Origin of the sequence: Amycolatopsis sp. NPDC052450 (assembly GCF_044547565.1) — a bacterium.
GTDB lineage: Bacteria > Actinomycetota > Actinomycetes > Mycobacteriales > Pseudonocardiaceae > Amycolatopsis.
Map to the genome: position 1 here is coordinate 314,348 of NZ_JBIUAQ010000004.1, position 15,203 is coordinate 329,550.

Annotated in this window: 15 protein-coding genes; 11 read left to right on the top strand and 4 right to left on the bottom strand. The window is 68.9% G+C overall.

The genetic code is table 11. The annotated features are described in order from the left end of the window. Positions 1-215: 215 nt before the first annotated feature. From ACIHAO_RS10325 to ACIHAO_RS10340, 4 genes are read left to right on the top strand one after another with little or no spacing between them, the layout of a single operon-like run. Positions 216-1,142: a universal stress protein gene (locus ACIHAO_RS10325; protein WP_396556519.1), complete on the top strand. Its 927-nt coding sequence runs from the start codon at positions 216-218 to the stop codon at positions 1,140-1,142. Further along, the gene (locus ACIHAO_RS10330) at positions 1,139-1,324 is read left to right on the top strand and encodes a hypothetical protein (protein WP_396556521.1); all 186 of its coding nucleotides are present in this window, start codon (positions 1,139-1,141) and stop codon (positions 1,322-1,324) included. The genes ACIHAO_RS10325 and ACIHAO_RS10330 overlap by 4 nt, the downstream gene beginning before the upstream one ends. Then, the gene (locus ACIHAO_RS10335; RefSeq protein ID WP_396556523.1) at positions 1,321-1,977 is read left to right on the top strand and encodes a CBS domain-containing protein; all 657 of its coding nucleotides are present in this window, start codon (positions 1,321-1,323) and stop codon (positions 1,975-1,977) included. The genes ACIHAO_RS10330 and ACIHAO_RS10335 overlap by 4 nt, the downstream gene beginning before the upstream one ends. Further along, entirely contained in the window at positions 1,974-4,235 is a 2,262-nt protein-coding gene (locus ACIHAO_RS10340; RefSeq protein WP_396556525.1) for a heavy metal translocating P-type ATPase, read from the top strand. The genes ACIHAO_RS10335 and ACIHAO_RS10340 overlap by 4 nt, the downstream gene beginning before the upstream one ends. A gap of 52 nt (positions 4,236-4,287) precedes the next feature. On the opposite strand, the gene ACIHAO_RS10345 is transcribed toward ACIHAO_RS10340, so the two are convergent. After that, the gene (locus ACIHAO_RS10345; RefSeq protein WP_396556527.1) at positions 4,288-4,467 is read right to left on the bottom strand and encodes a hypothetical protein; all 180 of its coding nucleotides are present in this window, start codon (positions 4,465-4,467) and stop codon (positions 4,288-4,290) included. A gap of 140 nt (positions 4,468-4,607) precedes the next feature. Here ACIHAO_RS10345 and ACIHAO_RS10350 point away from each other — a divergent pair, with 140 nt between their 5' ends. After that, complete coding sequence (locus ACIHAO_RS10350) at positions 4,608-5,279, top strand: hypothetical protein (RefSeq protein ID WP_396556529.1); 672 nt, start codon at positions 4,608-4,610, stop codon at positions 5,277-5,279. Positions 5,280-5,319: 40 nt separating this feature from the next. Here the strand turns inward: ACIHAO_RS10350 and ACIHAO_RS10355 are convergent, their stop codons facing one another. Then, the gene (locus ACIHAO_RS10355) at positions 5,320-6,495 is read right to left on the bottom strand and encodes a site-2 protease family protein (protein WP_396556531.1); all 1,176 of its coding nucleotides are present in this window, start codon (positions 6,493-6,495) and stop codon (positions 5,320-5,322) included. 202 nt (positions 6,496-6,697) lie between these two features. Between ACIHAO_RS10355 and ACIHAO_RS10360 the strand changes: the two genes are divergently transcribed. From ACIHAO_RS10360 to ACIHAO_RS10380, 5 genes are all read left to right on the top strand, one after another. Next, positions 6,698-6,964, top strand: a complete 267-nt coding sequence (locus ACIHAO_RS10360) for a DUF1876 domain-containing protein (protein WP_396556533.1) — start codon at positions 6,698-6,700, stop codon at positions 6,962-6,964. A 120-nt stretch (positions 6,965-7,084) separates the two neighbouring features. Then, complete coding sequence (ppsA, locus tag ACIHAO_RS10365) at positions 7,085-9,325, top strand: phosphoenolpyruvate synthase (protein ID WP_396556535.1); 2,241 nt, start codon at positions 7,085-7,087, stop codon at positions 9,323-9,325. After that, entirely contained in the window at positions 9,322-10,218 is an 897-nt protein-coding gene (locus ACIHAO_RS10370) for an ATP-binding cassette domain-containing protein (protein WP_396556537.1), read from the top strand. The genes ppsA and ACIHAO_RS10370 overlap by 4 nt, the downstream gene beginning before the upstream one ends. Next, complete coding sequence (locus ACIHAO_RS10375) at positions 10,215-11,804, top strand: ABC transporter permease (RefSeq protein ID WP_396556539.1); 1,590 nt, start codon at positions 10,215-10,217, stop codon at positions 11,802-11,804. The genes ACIHAO_RS10370 and ACIHAO_RS10375 overlap by 4 nt, the downstream gene beginning before the upstream one ends. A 22-nt stretch (positions 11,805-11,826) precedes the next feature. After that, positions 11,827-12,519, top strand: coding sequence for a CBS domain-containing protein (locus tag ACIHAO_RS10380; protein WP_396556541.1), 693 nt, complete (start codon positions 11,827-11,829; stop codon positions 12,517-12,519). Between the two features lie 56 nt (positions 12,520-12,575). Here the strand turns inward: ACIHAO_RS10380 and ACIHAO_RS10385 are convergent, their stop codons facing one another. Next, the gene (locus tag ACIHAO_RS10385) at positions 12,576-13,616 is read right to left on the bottom strand and encodes a zinc-dependent alcohol dehydrogenase family protein (protein ID WP_396556543.1); all 1,041 of its coding nucleotides are present in this window, start codon (positions 13,614-13,616) and stop codon (positions 12,576-12,578) included. A gap of 436 nt (positions 13,617-14,052) precedes the next feature. Between ACIHAO_RS10385 and ACIHAO_RS10390 the strand changes: the two genes are divergently transcribed. Further along, complete coding sequence (locus tag ACIHAO_RS10390; RefSeq protein WP_396556545.1) at positions 14,053-14,682, top strand: universal stress protein; 630 nt, start codon at positions 14,053-14,055, stop codon at positions 14,680-14,682. On the opposite strand, the gene ACIHAO_RS10395 is transcribed toward ACIHAO_RS10390, so the two are convergent. Beyond that, positions 14,668-15,141 (bottom strand): GyrI-like domain-containing protein, encoded by a 474-nt coding sequence (locus ACIHAO_RS10395; RefSeq protein ID WP_396556547.1) that lies wholly within the window; start codon positions 15,139-15,141, stop codon positions 14,668-14,670. The genes ACIHAO_RS10390 and ACIHAO_RS10395 overlap by 15 nt on opposite strands. Positions 15,142-15,203 lie beyond the last annotated feature (62 nt).

Below are 15,203 nucleotides of genomic sequence, written 5' to 3' on the forward strand. Positions count from 1 at the left end.
AGTACGGGCGGAATCGAGCGTGGCTCGTGATGGGCATCGCGAGGTTCTCCTCTCCGGTGAAGACAAAGGTTTCTCCGGACCCGTGCACGGCGGGAGGGCCGAACGTCCCGCACCGGGCGGGCCAACGGCCCGGTGCATCGGGGCGCCAGGCACTGACCTTCCCGCCGCGACGGAGGCAGGCTTGGCCGTAGCACTTCGCGGAAGGCGGTCGGGAGATGGCGGAAGGGTTCGACGACAGCCGGTCGAAGCCGGTGGTGGCCGGGATCGACGGTTCTCGGTCCGCGGTGGAAGCGGCGCGATGGGCCGCCGGAGAGGCCGGCCGGCGCGGGCTTCCGTTGCGGCTCGTGTACGCGTACGAATCGGCCGGACGTGACTATCCCACCCTGGAGGTCACCGCGGCGGAGGTGCGTGAAGTCATGCGGGAAACCGGGATCCGGCGTTTGAGCGTCGCCGGGAAGACCGCCTCCGGGGCCGTGCCCGGTCTGGACGTCACCACGGAGATCGTGGAGGGGGACGCGAGGGAGGTACTCGTCGAGGAATCGCGCCGGGCCGCCCTGATGGTCCTCGGCTCCCACGGGCTCGGAAGTGTCGGCAAGTTCCTGCTGGGCTCTTCGGGAATCGCGTTGGCGGCCCACGGACAGTGCCCGCTGGTGGTCGTCCGGGACGGCGCCGCGCGTCCCGGTCCGGTACTGGTCGGTGTCGACGGCTGGCCCGCCTCGGCGCCCGCCGTGCGATTCGCCTTCCAGGAGGCGTCGGAGCTGGGAACCTCGGTGACCGCACTCAGAACGTGGAGCGAGCTGGGCCCCGTCGAGCCGGGCATGCGGCGTCTCGGCGGTTCGAGAGCCGTCCACGACTCCGCGCGGCGTGCCTTGACCGCCGAGGTGTCCTCGGTGGCACACGAATATCCGGATGTTCCCTTCGGCTGCGTGGTGGTCCGAGGACGAGCGGGCAAGGTCCTCCGGGAATACGGCGAACGAGCGGGCCTGATCGTGGTCGGAACCCGTGGCCGGAGCGGATTCGCCGGGATGGTGCTCGGCTCGGTGAGCCAAGGACTGGCAGGCCGGGCATCGTGTCCGGTCGCCGTCGTCCGTGCGGACACCGGGATTCGGAATTCGCACTCCAAGGAAGGAAGCAGAACATGAACGACGTCGAGAACGCGCGCGCGGCCAAGGAAGCACGGGACGCGATCGCCGCCGGATCCGGTCCCTCCCATTCTTCGGCTGAGCTGGCGGAGGCGGCGATGCGGAGATATTTCGCCGCGGAGTCCTATCGCGCGCGGAAGCACGAGGAACCGTCCGAAGAGGACGAAGAGCGTCCGTCATGACCGGAATGGCCGTCCGCGACGTCATGACCCGGGAGGTCTGCTCGGTGCGGAAGGGCACCACGATCGCGGACATCGCCGGAATCCTCGCTGGCCGGGGGATCAGCGCCGTTCCCGTCGTGGACGACGACCGCGATGTCGTCGGTGTCGTCTCGGAGGCCGACCTGTTGCTCAAACAGGTCGAGTCGGTCAGCGCACCGCGTCCGAGGGTGCCGGGGATCCGCTCCAAATCGCACGCACGGACGGCGGCGGACGTGATGAGCACCCCCGCGATCACCGTCGAAGCCGACCTTCCGGTCGCGGAGGCGGCCCGGTTGATGGTGGGCCATCGGGTCAAGCGACTGCCGGTGGTCGACCGCTACGGGAAGCTGACCGGGATCGTCAGCCGGGCCGACCTCGTGCACGCCTTCGTCCGGACGGACGAGGAGATCCGGGACGAGGTCCTGCGGGACGTCTCGGAGCAGATCCGGCGCCCGTCGCGGGGTGATGTGCGGGCGGACGTGGAAAACGGGATCGTGACCCTGCGGGGTGAGGTCGAACGACGGAGCCAGGCCGTCCTGCTGTCGGCGCTGGTGCGCCGGATCGCCGGCGTCGTCGATGTCGTCGATCGGGTCCGGTTCGGGTGGGACGACGAGGCGAACAGGCCGACCGGATGACGAAGCCCCGATGGCCTCCGTCTCTCGAAACGCTTCTCCTGGCCGGAGTGCTGACGATGCTCGCCGCGGGCGGTATCGCCCGCTTCGGGAGCCCGGCGACGGCTTCGGTGCTCTGGGCGGGCGCTACCGTGGTGATGCTCGTCCCGGCGACGCTCTGGGTACTCGCCGACCTGCGGGCGGGCAGGTGGGGAGCCGACGTGCTCGCGGTGCTCGCGCTGGGCGGCACCGTCGCGGTCGGGGAGTACCTCGCCGGGGCGATCATCGCGGCGATGGTCGCGACCGGCCGGGTGCTCGAAGCGGCCGCACGTCGTCGCGCCGGACGCGACCTGTCCGCGCTGCTGGCACGGGCGCCGACCACGGCCCATGTGCGCCGAGGTGACCTCGTCGAGGAGGTGCCTGCCGCTTCCGTGGTACCCGGCGATGTGGTCGTCGTCCTGCCCGGTGAGGTCGTTCCGGTGGACGGGCTGGTCCGTGGTGAAGGGATCTTCGACGAGTCCGCCCTGACCGGAGAAGCGGAGCCTGCCGATCGCTCGGGGGAACAGGTCCGCAGTGGCGTCGTCAACGCCGGTGCCGTGGTCGAGATATCGGCCTCCGCGACCGCCGACGCCAGCACCTACGCCGGAGTCGTCCGGCTCGCCGAGCAGGCAGCTTCGGCCACCGCGCCGATCGCGCGGCTGGCGGATCGGGTGGCGGTCTGGTTCCTGCCGACGGCACTCGTCATCGCCGCCCTCGCCTGGGCGCTCACCGGGGATCCGGCGCGCGCGGTCGCGGTTCTCGTCACCGCCACGCCCTGTCCGCTGCTGCTCGCCGTACCGGTCGCGGTGACCGGCGGAATGTCCCGGATGGCGCGGTCGGGGGTGGTCGTCAAGGACGGTGCCGCGCTGGAACTGCTCGGCCGGGTCCGCACCCTCGCGATGGACAAGACCGGCACGGTGACCGCGGGCCGCCCGGAGATCACCGCCGTGATCTGCGCGCCGGACGACTCGGCCGATCGCGTTCTCGGGATCGCCGCGGCGGTGGAGGGATTCTCACCGCATGTGCTCGCCGGATCTGTCCTGCGGGCGGCGAGGACCGCCGGAGTCGCGGTACCGGCCGCCGCGGCCGTGTCCGAGAAACCGGGGCGCGGGGTCGAGGGGACGGTGAACGAGAAGAAGGTCCGGGTGGGCAGGCGATCCGGCAGCCCCCTTCCCGGCTGGGCGCTGGGCGTGGAACGACGGGGGAGGCTCGACCTGGCCTCCGTGATCTGGGTCGAGGAAGACGAGAAGCCGGTCGCCGCGCTGCTGGTGCGGGACCGGCTCCGGCCGGACGCGGCCCGGACCCTGCGCCGTCTGCGTTCGGCGGGACTGACGCGGATCGTCCTGCTCACCGGCGATCGCGTCGGCAACGCGGAGGAGGTGGCGGCAGTGCTCGGTCTCGACGACCTGCACGCCGAATGCTCCCCGGAGGACAAGATCTCGTTCGTGCGCGGGGAAAGCGAACGCGCGGTCACCGCCATGGTCGGGGACGGGATCAACGACGCGCCCGCACTCGCCGCCGCGGGTGTCGGTATCGCGCTGGGCTCGCGCGGTTCGACGGCCGCGGTCCAGGCCGCCGATGCGGTGATCTTGGACGACCGCATCGACCGGCTGGCCGACGCGGTGGACATCGCGCGCCGGGCGAGGCGGCTCGCGGTGGAGAGCGCCGGGATCGGCACCGGCTTGTCGGTGCTCGCCATGCTCGCGGCGGCGGGCGGATGGCTGGCACCCGTGCTGGGGGCGTTGGTGCAGGAGGGAATCGACATCGCCGTCATCGGGAATTCACTCCGGGCTCTACTCGCTCCGCGAGCGTCTCGCCGGCGCGCGCCGGAAGGATTGGTCCGGCGCTTCGCGGACGAGCACGAAACCTTGCTGCCGGTCCGTTCCGCGGTGCGCCTGGCCGCCGACGCACTGGCCGAGGGAGCGGGGCAGGACGCCGACGACGCTGTCCGGCACGCCGGCAAGCTCCTCACGGAGCGGCTTCTGCCGCATGAACGGGCCGAGGAGGAACAGCTGTATCCGGCGCTGGCCGACGTGTTGGGAGGTCCGGACAGCACGATCACGATGAGCCGGGAGCATGCCGAGATCGAGCGGTTGATCCGTCGGTTGCGCAGGCATCTCGACGAGGCGCCGGACGGCATCCGATCGGATCAGGTCGATGACCTCAGGGCGACCCTCTACGGCCTCGACGCGATCCTCACACTTCACTTCGCGCAGGAGGAAGAGGCCTACTTCACGCTTTGAGAGAAGCCATGCGGTGGTCATCGCATGGCTGGCTCTCGGCCAGCCCCGGCGCTTAGTGGCCAAGGATGTTGAACAGGAGTCCGCAGGCGGCGAGTCCAGCGCCGAGTCCCGCAAGGGGGCTGCCGAAGAACCCGGCGAGGAAACCCGCGCCGACGGAGATCGTGAGGATCACGCCCCAGCGTAGGGGCAGGCGATCGTCGCCGTTCGTTTTTCGGCGGTCTGCCGTGGTCATGGGTTCTCCTTTGCCTCGTTGCAGCCTCGGAACTCGGGGCGGCTTGCTTGCACTCCACGGAATCAGCTGCCCGGCAACTGTTCAATACGAACGCTACTATGCGATACTATGAGCGGGTTGCGCGCTACAATGGAGGTCCGGTGCCCCGTCGTCCCAAGCCGCTGAGCCGTGATGATGGGCCTCTGGCCGCGTTCGCGCTCGACCTTCGGGCACTCCGCGACAGCGGCGGGCCGACTGCTCCGAGTCCTGATGTGATCAGTGCCAAAGAAGACGTGCACCGCACTACGATCTATGCCGCTCTGGCGGGTAAGCGCGTTCCGAGTCGCGATGCGCTCGCCGCGATGGTGAAGCACTGGAATGGTGATCAAGTCGAGTGGACGGCGAAGCGGTCGAATGTCGAGAACGCGCTCGCGACGGCGCGGCAGCTTCAAGAACAGCAGCGCGAGGTGACTGTCCACGAAACAGACGACAGTGCTACCTGGGGCGAGCTGTCGCGAGCAGGAGTCACTTGGGGTGATTTGGCCGGAACCGGCCGGGCCCAGCCGAGTTTGACCGATCGAGACCGCAGGGAATTCGCCGCGGACCTGAAGCTGCTGATCCAAGCAAGTGGGCTTGGCTACAGGACCATTTCGAAAGCGGCTAGGCAGTTCGGCGAATACATGGGGCCCAGCACCATCTCGGATGCGGTTCAGGGGCGCCGGCTGCCGAAGCTGCAGGTCGTCTTGGCCATTGTGAAAGTTGTGACTGGAGACGACGCCGAAGTCGAAAAATGGAAAGAACGCTGGTTACAGCTGCAGTTTCGGAAGGCATGAGGCGCCATCGGAGTACGTCGGCGGCGTGAGTTGCACCAAGTCAATGGTCGGTGGTCAACTTCGAAGCCTGGCCACCGGCGATCCGAGGGCGATGGCCCAACGCGGTCAACTCGAATGCCCACGCCAAGTCGTCGGCTCCGACCACACCGGCCAGACCGCCGGCCCGGGTGACGAGAACGAGATCCCGGCCGGATCGGGGAAGGCCATGCTCCATCAGCGTGGCCACCCGAGCATCGACGCCGACGACCGTGACCGCCTGATCCTTCCGTGCGACGTCGGTGATCCTGGTCGCGCACCGGGCGTCGGCGGGCACCTTGATCAGCTCGCCGAGGCTGACGATGCCGAGCGGAACGCCATCGAACGACAGAACCGGGAAAACACGTTCGTGACTCGCGCCCGCGGCGTACTCGGCGAAGGCGTCCACCGTCCACCAGCCAGGTGCGATCACTGGTGAGGAGTTCATGATGTCACCCACCCGCAACCCGTCGAGATGTTCGCGCAACGGACCGGCGGCGAACTCGGCCTGTGCCGCGAAGATCAGGAACCAGCCGAGCAGGACGAGCCAAAGGCCGGTGAACTGCCCCAGGAAGAGCAGCTGCGCGAAACCCGCCATGGCCAGGGCGGCTCCCAGCACTTGACCGGATCTGTCGGCGATGGCGCCTGCCCGGGCACGGTCTCCTCGCCGCCACCAGATGACCGCTCGCAGGATCCGGCCGCCGTCCAGCGGCGCTCCGGGCAGCAGGTTGAACACCGCGAGCAGGAGGTTGCTGACACCGAGCCAAGCCAGGCCGCCGACCGGCAACGGTGGCAGGGCGCCCGCGGCCAGGACGGCACCACCGAGTGCGGTTCCGCCGATCAGCAGACTGGCGAGCGGGCCCGCCACCGCGATCCGAAAATCGGCTTTCGGTGTCGGTGGATCGCCTTCGAGTTCGGCCGCGCCACCGAGCATCCACAGCGTGATCCTCTTGACCCTCACACCGTGGCGCCGCGCGACAGCGGCATGGGAGATCTCGTGGAGAAGAAGCGAAACGAGAAAGCCTGTCGCGGTGAGCCCGCCGGTGACCCAGTACCACGTGGTGTTCGCGCCGGGAGCAGCCTGGGGCAGGACGGCCGACGCCAAGAGATCGGTGATCAGGAGGAGCACGACGAGTACCGACCAGTGTGCTCGTACGACGACTCCGGCCCACCGGCCGAGCGGGATGGCAGTGCGGAACATCGGATCCCCTTTCCCGGGCGTCGTTGACCGGTGTTTCGCGGAATGGACCTCCAACGGTTCTCGGGACCCGGACGGGCGGCTAGGGCCGAACAGCCTCGATCACAGGGCCGTCCGCCGAGCCGGGACCTTCGGCACTTTCGACCGGTGCCGCCGTCGGAACACGGTGGATCCCTCGGACGGACAACGAACCAAGGAGACTTTCATGCAGGAGAAACGCTGGACCGTGGAGATCTTCATCGACGAGCACGAAGCGCGGACGCGCGCGACCACGCGCTTGGTGAACCGGGATGGCACCGGCTTGACGGGGGTGGGAATCGCGCGACTCAATCCGGTCGACGCGAATGTGCCCGAGATCGGTGACGAACTGGCCGCTTCCCGTGCGTTGAGCGAGCTCGCGCACCGGTTGCTCGACGCGGCCGCGGCGGATATCGAGGGCGTCACCGAAAAACCCGTTCATCTCGGCCGCTGACCCGCCGAGGCCCGGCGTGGGGACGAAGTCCCGGCGCGCCGGGACCTTGGACAGCAGAGCGACGACCGCGCCTCCGGTGAGCATGGATTCCATGGAAGGCCAACGTCCGGAGGGAAAGCGATGAGCTACGTACGCGACTTGTCGACGGTCAGCCTCGCCGACGCCGAATCGGCGGGCGGCAAAGGCGCGAATCTCGGCGAGTTGATCACCGCCGGATTCTCCGTCCCTCCAGGGTTCGTCGTACTTCGCGAGGCGTACCTCGCCTCACTCGACGAAGCGGGTGTGCGCGGTGAAATCGCGGAGCTGCACGAGAAGGCGCTCGCGTCCGCGGACGTGCCGGAGCAGCTGTCCGTCCTGTGCGACCGGTTGCGTGTTCTGGTCCACCAGGCGGGAATGACGGCCGGTGTCCTGACAGACGTGATCGACGCCTATCACGGGGTCGGGCAGTCGACACCGATCGCGGTCCGCTCCTCGGCGACGGGGGAAGACGGCGCGGAAGCCTCGTTCGCCGGGATGAACGCCAGTTTCACGAACGTGTGGGGGGACAACGCCGTCCGGGAGCGGATCGTCGACTGCTGGGCGTCCCTGTTCTCGCCCCGGGTGATCGGGTACCGAGCCGGCCGTGGCTTCACCGGGGAACCCGCCATCGCCGTGGTGGTGCAGAGGATGATCACCGCCGATCGCTCCGGGGTCATCTTCACCGCGGACCCGCGTTCCGGCGATCGGGATCGCCTGGTGATCGAGGCGGTCTTCGGCCAAGGCGAAGCGATCGTCTCCGGGGCGGTCGAACCGGATACCTATCTGGTGGCCAAGGACGATCTGCGGCTGGTTTCGGCCCGGGTCGGCAGCAAGTCACACAAGATCATCGCCGAGGTGGGCGGGGGAGACGTCAAGGTCGAGCTTCCCGCGCAGACGGCGGGCCGCCGGGTCCTCGACGACGCGACCGTCCTCGAGCTGGCGCGGCTCGCGACCAGGATCGAAGACCACTACGAAACGCCCCAGGACATCGAATTCGCCATGACGGGCAAGGAAATCTGGGTCGTCCAGTCCCGGCCGGTCACGACACTTCCGTCCGGGCGCGAACCGGCACCGGACGTTCTCGTCACCGGGCTTGCCGCGTCGCCGGGCATCGGTGGTGGAGCGGTACGGGTGCTGCGTGATCCGGCCGAGGGCGGACAGTTGCGGGACGGCGAGGTACTGGTCGCCCCGATGACCAACCCCGACTGGGTACCCGCCATCCGGCGTGCCTCGGCGCTGGTGACCGACGGAGGAGGGATGACCTGTCACGCCGCGGTCGTCGCGCGGGAGCTACGGGTTCCCTGTGTGGTCGGCACCGGCGACGCGACACGGGTTCTCGCGGGACGTGGCCCCGTCACGGTCGACGGCACGACCGGCGAGGTGCGGTCCGGCTACGTCCGGCCGCCGGCGCGTACCGAGCCCGTGGCGGCGGCCGCCGTGCCGGAGACGATCGGGACCAGGCTGTACGTCAACCTCGCCATGCCCGAACACGCCGAAGAGGTCGCCGCGCGGCAGGTCGACGGGGTCGGACTGCTCCGGGCGGAGTTCCTGCTGACCGAGGCGCTCGGCGGGCGTCATCCCCGTGACCTCATCGCCAAGGGCGAGCAGGAGTCCTTTGTGGACTCGATGGCGGAGTCGCTGCTGCGGATCACGCGCCCCTTCGGCGCGCGCCCGGTCGTCTATCGGACGACCGATCTGCGCAGCAACGAGTTCCGCGGTCTCGCCGGGGGCGAGGCCTACGAAGCCGTCGAGAGCAATCCGATGATCGGCTATCGCGGCTGCTTCCGCTACGTGCGGGAGAAGGACCTGTTCGCCCTCGAACTGCGCACGCTCGCGCGGGTCCGAGAGCAGACGCCGAACCTGCATCTCATGATCCCATTCGTCCGCACGAAATGGGAGCTGGAGGCATGCCTCGAACTGATCGACGCGAGCCCGCTCGGACGGCAGCGTGGACTGCATCGCTGGATCATGGCGGAGGTCCCGTCCGTGGTGCACTGGCTGCCCGAGTACGCCGGGATGGGCATCGACGGTGTGTCCATCGGCAGCAACGACCTCACCCAGCTGGTTCTCGGAGTGGACCGGGACTCGGCGGTCTGCGCGGAACTGTTCGACGAAGCCGACCCCGCCGTGCTCGACACCATCGGGCGAATCGTCGGTGCCGCGCGAGACGCCGGAATCACTTCCTCGCTGTGCGGACAGGCACCTTCGGCGAAGCCGGGCTTCGCGGAGCATCTCGTGCGGTTCGGGATCACGTCGATCTCCGTCAACCCCGACGCGGTCGACGCGTCCCGGAGCGCGATCGCGGCCGCCGAACGCCGGGTCCTGCTGGACGCCGCCCGATGAACGCGATCGAGATCCGCGGCCTGCGGAAGAGCTTCGGCCGCACCAAGGCGTTGGACGGACTGGACCTGACCGTCCGCACCGGCGAAGTCCACGGTTTCCTGGGACCGAACGGTGCGGGCAAGACGACGACTTTGCGTCTCCTCCTGGGACTGCTGCGGGCCGATGCCGGCGAGATGCGGCTGCTGGACGGGGACCCTTGGCGTGATGCCGTGTCGCTTCACCGGCGGCTCGCCTATGTGCCCGGTGAGGTGTCGCTCTGGCCGACGCTCACCGGGGGAGAGGTGATCGACCTGCTCGGCAGGCTTCGCGGTGGCATCGACGAACGACGGCGAGATCGCTATCTGGACCTGTTCGACCTCGACCCGACCAGCAAGGGGCGCACCTACTCCAAAGGCAACCGCCAGAAGGTGGCCGTAGTGGCGGCGCTGGCATCCGACGCCGAACTGCTCCTGCTCGACGAACCGACCGCCGGGCTCGACCCGCTGATGGAAGACGCCTTCCGCGGCTGCATCCGGGAGGAACGCGACCGCGGCCGGACCGTCCTGTTGTCCAGCCACATCCTCTCCGAGGCCGAGGCGTTGTCCGACCGCGTCAGCATCATCCGGGGCGGGCGTGTGGTCGACACCGGGAGCCTCGACGAACTCCGGCACCTGACGCGGACGTCGTTCACCGTGCGGCTGGCCGGGCCGCCGGACGGACTCGCGGCCTTGCCGGGCGTCCACGAGTTCGGCCACGACCGGGACACCTTCCGGCTGACCGTCGACAACTCCGAACTCGGTGCGGTCCTCGCCGCGCTCAGCCGCCTCGGAGTGCTGGAACTGACGAGTCAGGCCCCCACGCTCGAAGAGCTTTTCCTGCGCCACTATCGCGAGCCGGTCCTGGAGTCCCGATGAGCACGCTGACCGGGACCGGCGTCCTGTTCCGTCTCGCTCTGCGCCGTGAACGCCTGCGTGTTCCTTTGTGGACACTGGCCTGCGCGGTGACCACCGCGGGCGCGGCCGCGGCCACGGCGGACCTCTATCCCTCACAACGGGAACTGACCGTTCTCGCCGAGGCGGTCAACGCGGTGCCCGCGCTGGTCGCCTTCTACGGCCGCATTTACGACCCCACTTCGCTCGGTGCCGCCTCGGTGTTCAAGCTGACCGGTTTCGGCGCCGCGCTGGTCGCGTTGCTGATCATCATCACGGTGATCCGGCACACCAGGGCGGAGGAGGAGTCAGGCAGGCTGGACTTGCTCGGCTCCGGCGTTCTTGGCAGGCACGCGCCACTCGCCGCGGCGTTCGCGGTCACCGCCGTCACCGGACTGGCTGTCGCGATCCTGACCGCCGGTGGACTCGTCGCCGCGGGGTTGCCCATGGCGGGTTCGGTGGCGTTGGGGGCCGGCTGGATGACGGCGGGCTGGGCCTTCGGTGCCATCGCGGCGGTGACGGCACAGTTGTGCCGGTCCACACGGCTGGCGACCGGTATCGCCGGGTCAGTCCTCGGACTCGCCTATCTCCTGCGTGCCATCGGGGACTCCGGACCGGAATGGCTGTCCTGGCTGTCCCCGATCGGCTGGGCGCAGCAAATCCGGCCGTTCGCCGGGGACCGCTGGTGGGTCATGGCGCTTCCCGTCGCGTTCGCCGCCGTGCTGGTGCTGATCGCGGTCAGGCTGAGCGATCGCCGTGACGTCGGTGCCGGCCTGCTGGCCGACCGCGTCGGCCCCGCCCACGCCGGTCGTGACCTGCGAAGCAGCGGCGGTCTGCTCTGGCGGCTCAACCGCTCCGGTCTGCTCGCCTGGACGGCGGTCTACCTGGTGTTGGGCCTTGTCATCGGCAATCTGGCCAACGGTATCGGCAAGTTCCTCGACAATCCCCGGGCCGAGCAACTGATTCTCGCGCTCGGTGGGGAGAAGGCCCTGTCGGACGCGTTCTTCGCCCTGGAGTTCGGCGTCGCAGGCGTCGTCGCCGCGGTCTACGCGATGTCCGCGCTCACCCGCTTGCACACCGAAGAAGAGGCGCTCCGCGTCGAGCCGCTCCTCACCGCGTCGGTCTCGCGAACCCGGTTGTTGACCGGCTACCTGGTTCTCGCGATCGCCGGAAGCGTGGTCCCGATGCTCGCGGCGGGCCTGGGCGCGGGACTCGCCGCCGGCCTGCAGACCGGGCGCCCCGGCGCCGAGATCGGCAGGCTGACGGCCGCCGCGCTGGTGCAGCTCCCCGCGGTGTGGGTACTGGCCGGGCTGGCCTGCGCCTTGTTCGGACTGTTTCCGCGCAAGCTCGGCCTGATCTGGGTGGTGCTCGTGGCGATCGTCGTCGTCGGCGAGTTCGGCGTGCTCTTCGGCGTCCCTCAAATGGTCCTGAACCTCTCGCCGTTCACCCACCTGCCGAACCTGCCGGGTTCGACGGAGGGCATGACGTCCCTTCCCTGGCTCGTCTTGGTCGCCTGCGCGTTGCTCGCGGCCGGTGTGGCGGGCTTCAGGCGCCGGGACATCGCTGCTTGACACTTTCGGAAAGGAGATCGAGATGAGCAAACGCCGTCGAGTGCGCGAGGTGATGCGCGGCCAGGTGCTCACCGTGCGGCCGGAGACCCCGTTCAAGGCGATCACCGTCCTGCTCACGTCGTGGGGAGTGGGCGGCGCGCCCGTGGTGGACGACGAAGGCAGGGTGGCCGGCGTCGTCTCCCAGCGTGATCTGCTGGAACGGGAGATCCAGCACCGGCTGCTGCGGTTCCGGCCCCGGTTACGGCGCAAGGTGGAGGGAAGCCGGGCCGACGAGTTGATGACCGGGCCCGCGATCACGGTGGCACAGGATGCCGGGGTGGACGAAGCGATCCGGTTGATGGAGAACCACCGGGTACATCGGCTGCCGGTTCTCGACGACGACGCGAAACTGGTGGGCATCGTCGGGAGAGCGGACCTCCTGCGCGGCTTTCTGCGATCCGACGCGGATCTGCGTGAGGAGGTTCGTACCGAGGTCGTCAGGCGGGCGATGGCGATCGATCCGGACACCCTGTCGGTCTCCGTGCACAACGGCGTCGTCACGGTGCGCGGTCAGGTCGACCGTACCGGCATGATCCCGGTGATCGTGGCGTTGATCCGGCGGCTCGACGGTGTGGTCGACGTCCGCGAACACCTCACCGCCGAGCTGGACGACAGCCACTTGCCGATCGAGGAACCGGTCGGGACCGGTGTCATCGAGGCGTTGAAGCGTCATTAGTGACCAAGCGCGGCCCGCTTCCGTCCCTTGCGGACGGAAGCGGGCCGTCGACGTGTTCAGCCTCGGAAGAGGGCGACCTTGAGGGCGTCGCTCTCCTGGGGCCGGGCGAAGACGTCGTAGGCCTCGTCCATCTCGTCGAGTCCGAACCGGTGCGTGATGAACCGGGTCGTGTCGAGTCTGCCGGCGGCGAGCATCCGCAGCAGCATCGAGGTACTCGACGTGTCCACCAGGCCGGTGGTGATGGTGATATCGCGGATCCAGAGGTCCTCCAGATGCAACGTCGCGGGCGCACCGTGGACACCGACGTTCGCGACGTGCCCGCCGGGACGGACCAGTTTCGTGCACAGTTCGAAGGTCTCCGGCACGCCGACCGCCTCGATCGCGACGTCCGCGCCGAGGCCGCCGGTGAGCTCCGCGATGGCCGCGACCGGGTTGTCGCCAGGCTGAAGGAGTACGTCCGCGCCGAAGGTCTTGGCGGCGGCGAGCCTGCTGGGTTCCTTGTCGATCACCACGATGGAACTCGGGCCGAACAGCTGCGCCGTGGTGATCGCGGCGAGCCCGATCGGCCCCGCCCCGACGATCGCGACGCAGTCGCCGGGCTGGACCCGGCCGTTTCGGGCGCCGACCTCGTAGGACGTCGGCAGGATGTCGGCCAGCATCAACGCGGCCTCGTCCGCGACACCGTTCGGCAGCACGTAGGTCGAGGTCTCGGCGAACGGAACGCGTACGAACTCCGCCTGCACGCCGTCGATCCGGTGGCCCAGGACCCAGCCGCCACCGCCGAGACACTGCCCGTAGACGGCTTTCCGGCAGTACTCGCAGCGTCCGCACGCGGTGATGCAAGAGACCAGCACCCGATCACCCGGCTTCAAGTTCGTCACCGCCTTGCCGACTTCCATGATCGTGCCGACCGCTTCATGGCCGAGGATCGTGCCCGGTTCCACGGCGGGTACGTCACCCTTGAGGATGTGCAGGTCGGTGCCGCAGATGGTGACCGCGTCGACGCGGACGATCGCGTCGGTCGCCGCGGCGAGCTCCGGCTGCGGCCGGTCGGTCCAAGCCCGCCGCCCCGGTCCGTCGTAAACGAGTGCCTTCATGTTCTCTCCTTGTTCGCGGAGGGGTTGCCGGTTCGAGCGTGTCTCCAGGCGGCCACTCGACACAGAGCCCAAAGCCCCTGCGGGTCGCGACGTACGACCGCATCACCACCTCGACGGGGGTGCCTAGCGTCGACGGAGTCGGTATCCGGAACCGATCGGCTGAAGGAGTGCTCCATGACGACATTCGATTCCCGTCCGGTCGTCGCGGCGGTGAACGGCTCGGCCCACTCCATGGCTGCCGCGTTGTGGGCGGCGGAAGAAGCGTTGCTGCGCAAGACGGGGCTGCTGCTTCTGATGGCCTACGGTGTCGATGGCACTCCCTTCGGAAACCGGTCGTTTCCGCCGGATACCTGGCTGAAAGCGAAGGAAGCCATCACCGAAGAAGTGCTGCGGGAGTTCCGCGACGGTTGCGAAATCGGCGGTCCCCGAGGTGAAAGTGACCACCGCGGCCGTCGACACGGGTCCGATCTCCGCGCTGACCGAAACCTCGGCCACGGCGCGGCTTCTGGCGATCGGGGCTCCCGCCGGAGAGATCGCCGGTCTGTTCGCCGGAGTGTCCGCGTCCCGCCTGTCATCGGGTGCCGCCTGCCCGGTCGTGGTCGTCCGGGAACCGGGTGACGCCGGGCCGGTCGTGGTCGGGGTGGACGGCAGTCCGTTGAGTGAGGAAGCGCTCGCCTGGGCCTTCGAGGAAGCTGCCAACCGGAAGGCCCCCTTGGTCGCCTTGCATGCGTGGCACGACGGTGACATAGCGGGACTTTTCACCGGTGAAGGCGCTTTGCCCTTCCCCGGCGAATCGGTGCGGGAGAGCGAGAATCGCGTTCTGGGGCAGCGGCTCGCGGGTTGGCGCAAGAAGTATCCGCAGGTGCCCGTCGACCAAGTCGTCGTCCGGGACAAGCCTCGGCACCGCCTGCTCGAGCTGAGCGAGAAAGCTCAGCTGGTGGTCGTGGGCAGCCGGGGGCGAGGTGGTTTCGCCGCTCTGGCCGTCGGGTCGACGAGTCACGCCCTGATCCATCACGCGAAGTGCCAGGTCATGATCGTCCGAGAGAGGCGCTCACTCGTTCCGTAACGGCAAGACCACGTCGGTGACGTAGTCGGCGGGGTCCGGCGTGCTTTCCGGTCCGCACAGGTACAACTCCCGTGGAGCTCCAGCGGGTCGACGGCCGTTTTCCCGAACCCATTCGTACACGGCTTCATACGCCGCACCGATCTTGTCGTAGGGCCCGTGATGCGAGGTGCGGGCGGCAGGTCCGCCGTCGAGGGTGACGATGTCGATATCGCCCTGTGACGGCAGGCCGCCGGGGATGGGCAGGTAGAGGTCGAGATCGAGTTCTTCGCCCGGCTGGAAATCGCCCGGATAGGCCGCTTGGGGAGGGCCGTTCGGAGCGGTACCTGCTTCGGAGACGAAGGTGTACAACTCGTCGAGTCCCATCCCCACACACTCGCCGATGTCGGCCGTCGTGGTGTGGCGTCGCAGATGTGCGGCGTCGATGGAGTCGAGTTCGGTGAGTTCCACTGCGTAGGTCATGACACGAGCATCAGCCGCCGGGCGACCGCGGCAGAGACCCCAAGGTCCCTTCCCGCGACGTC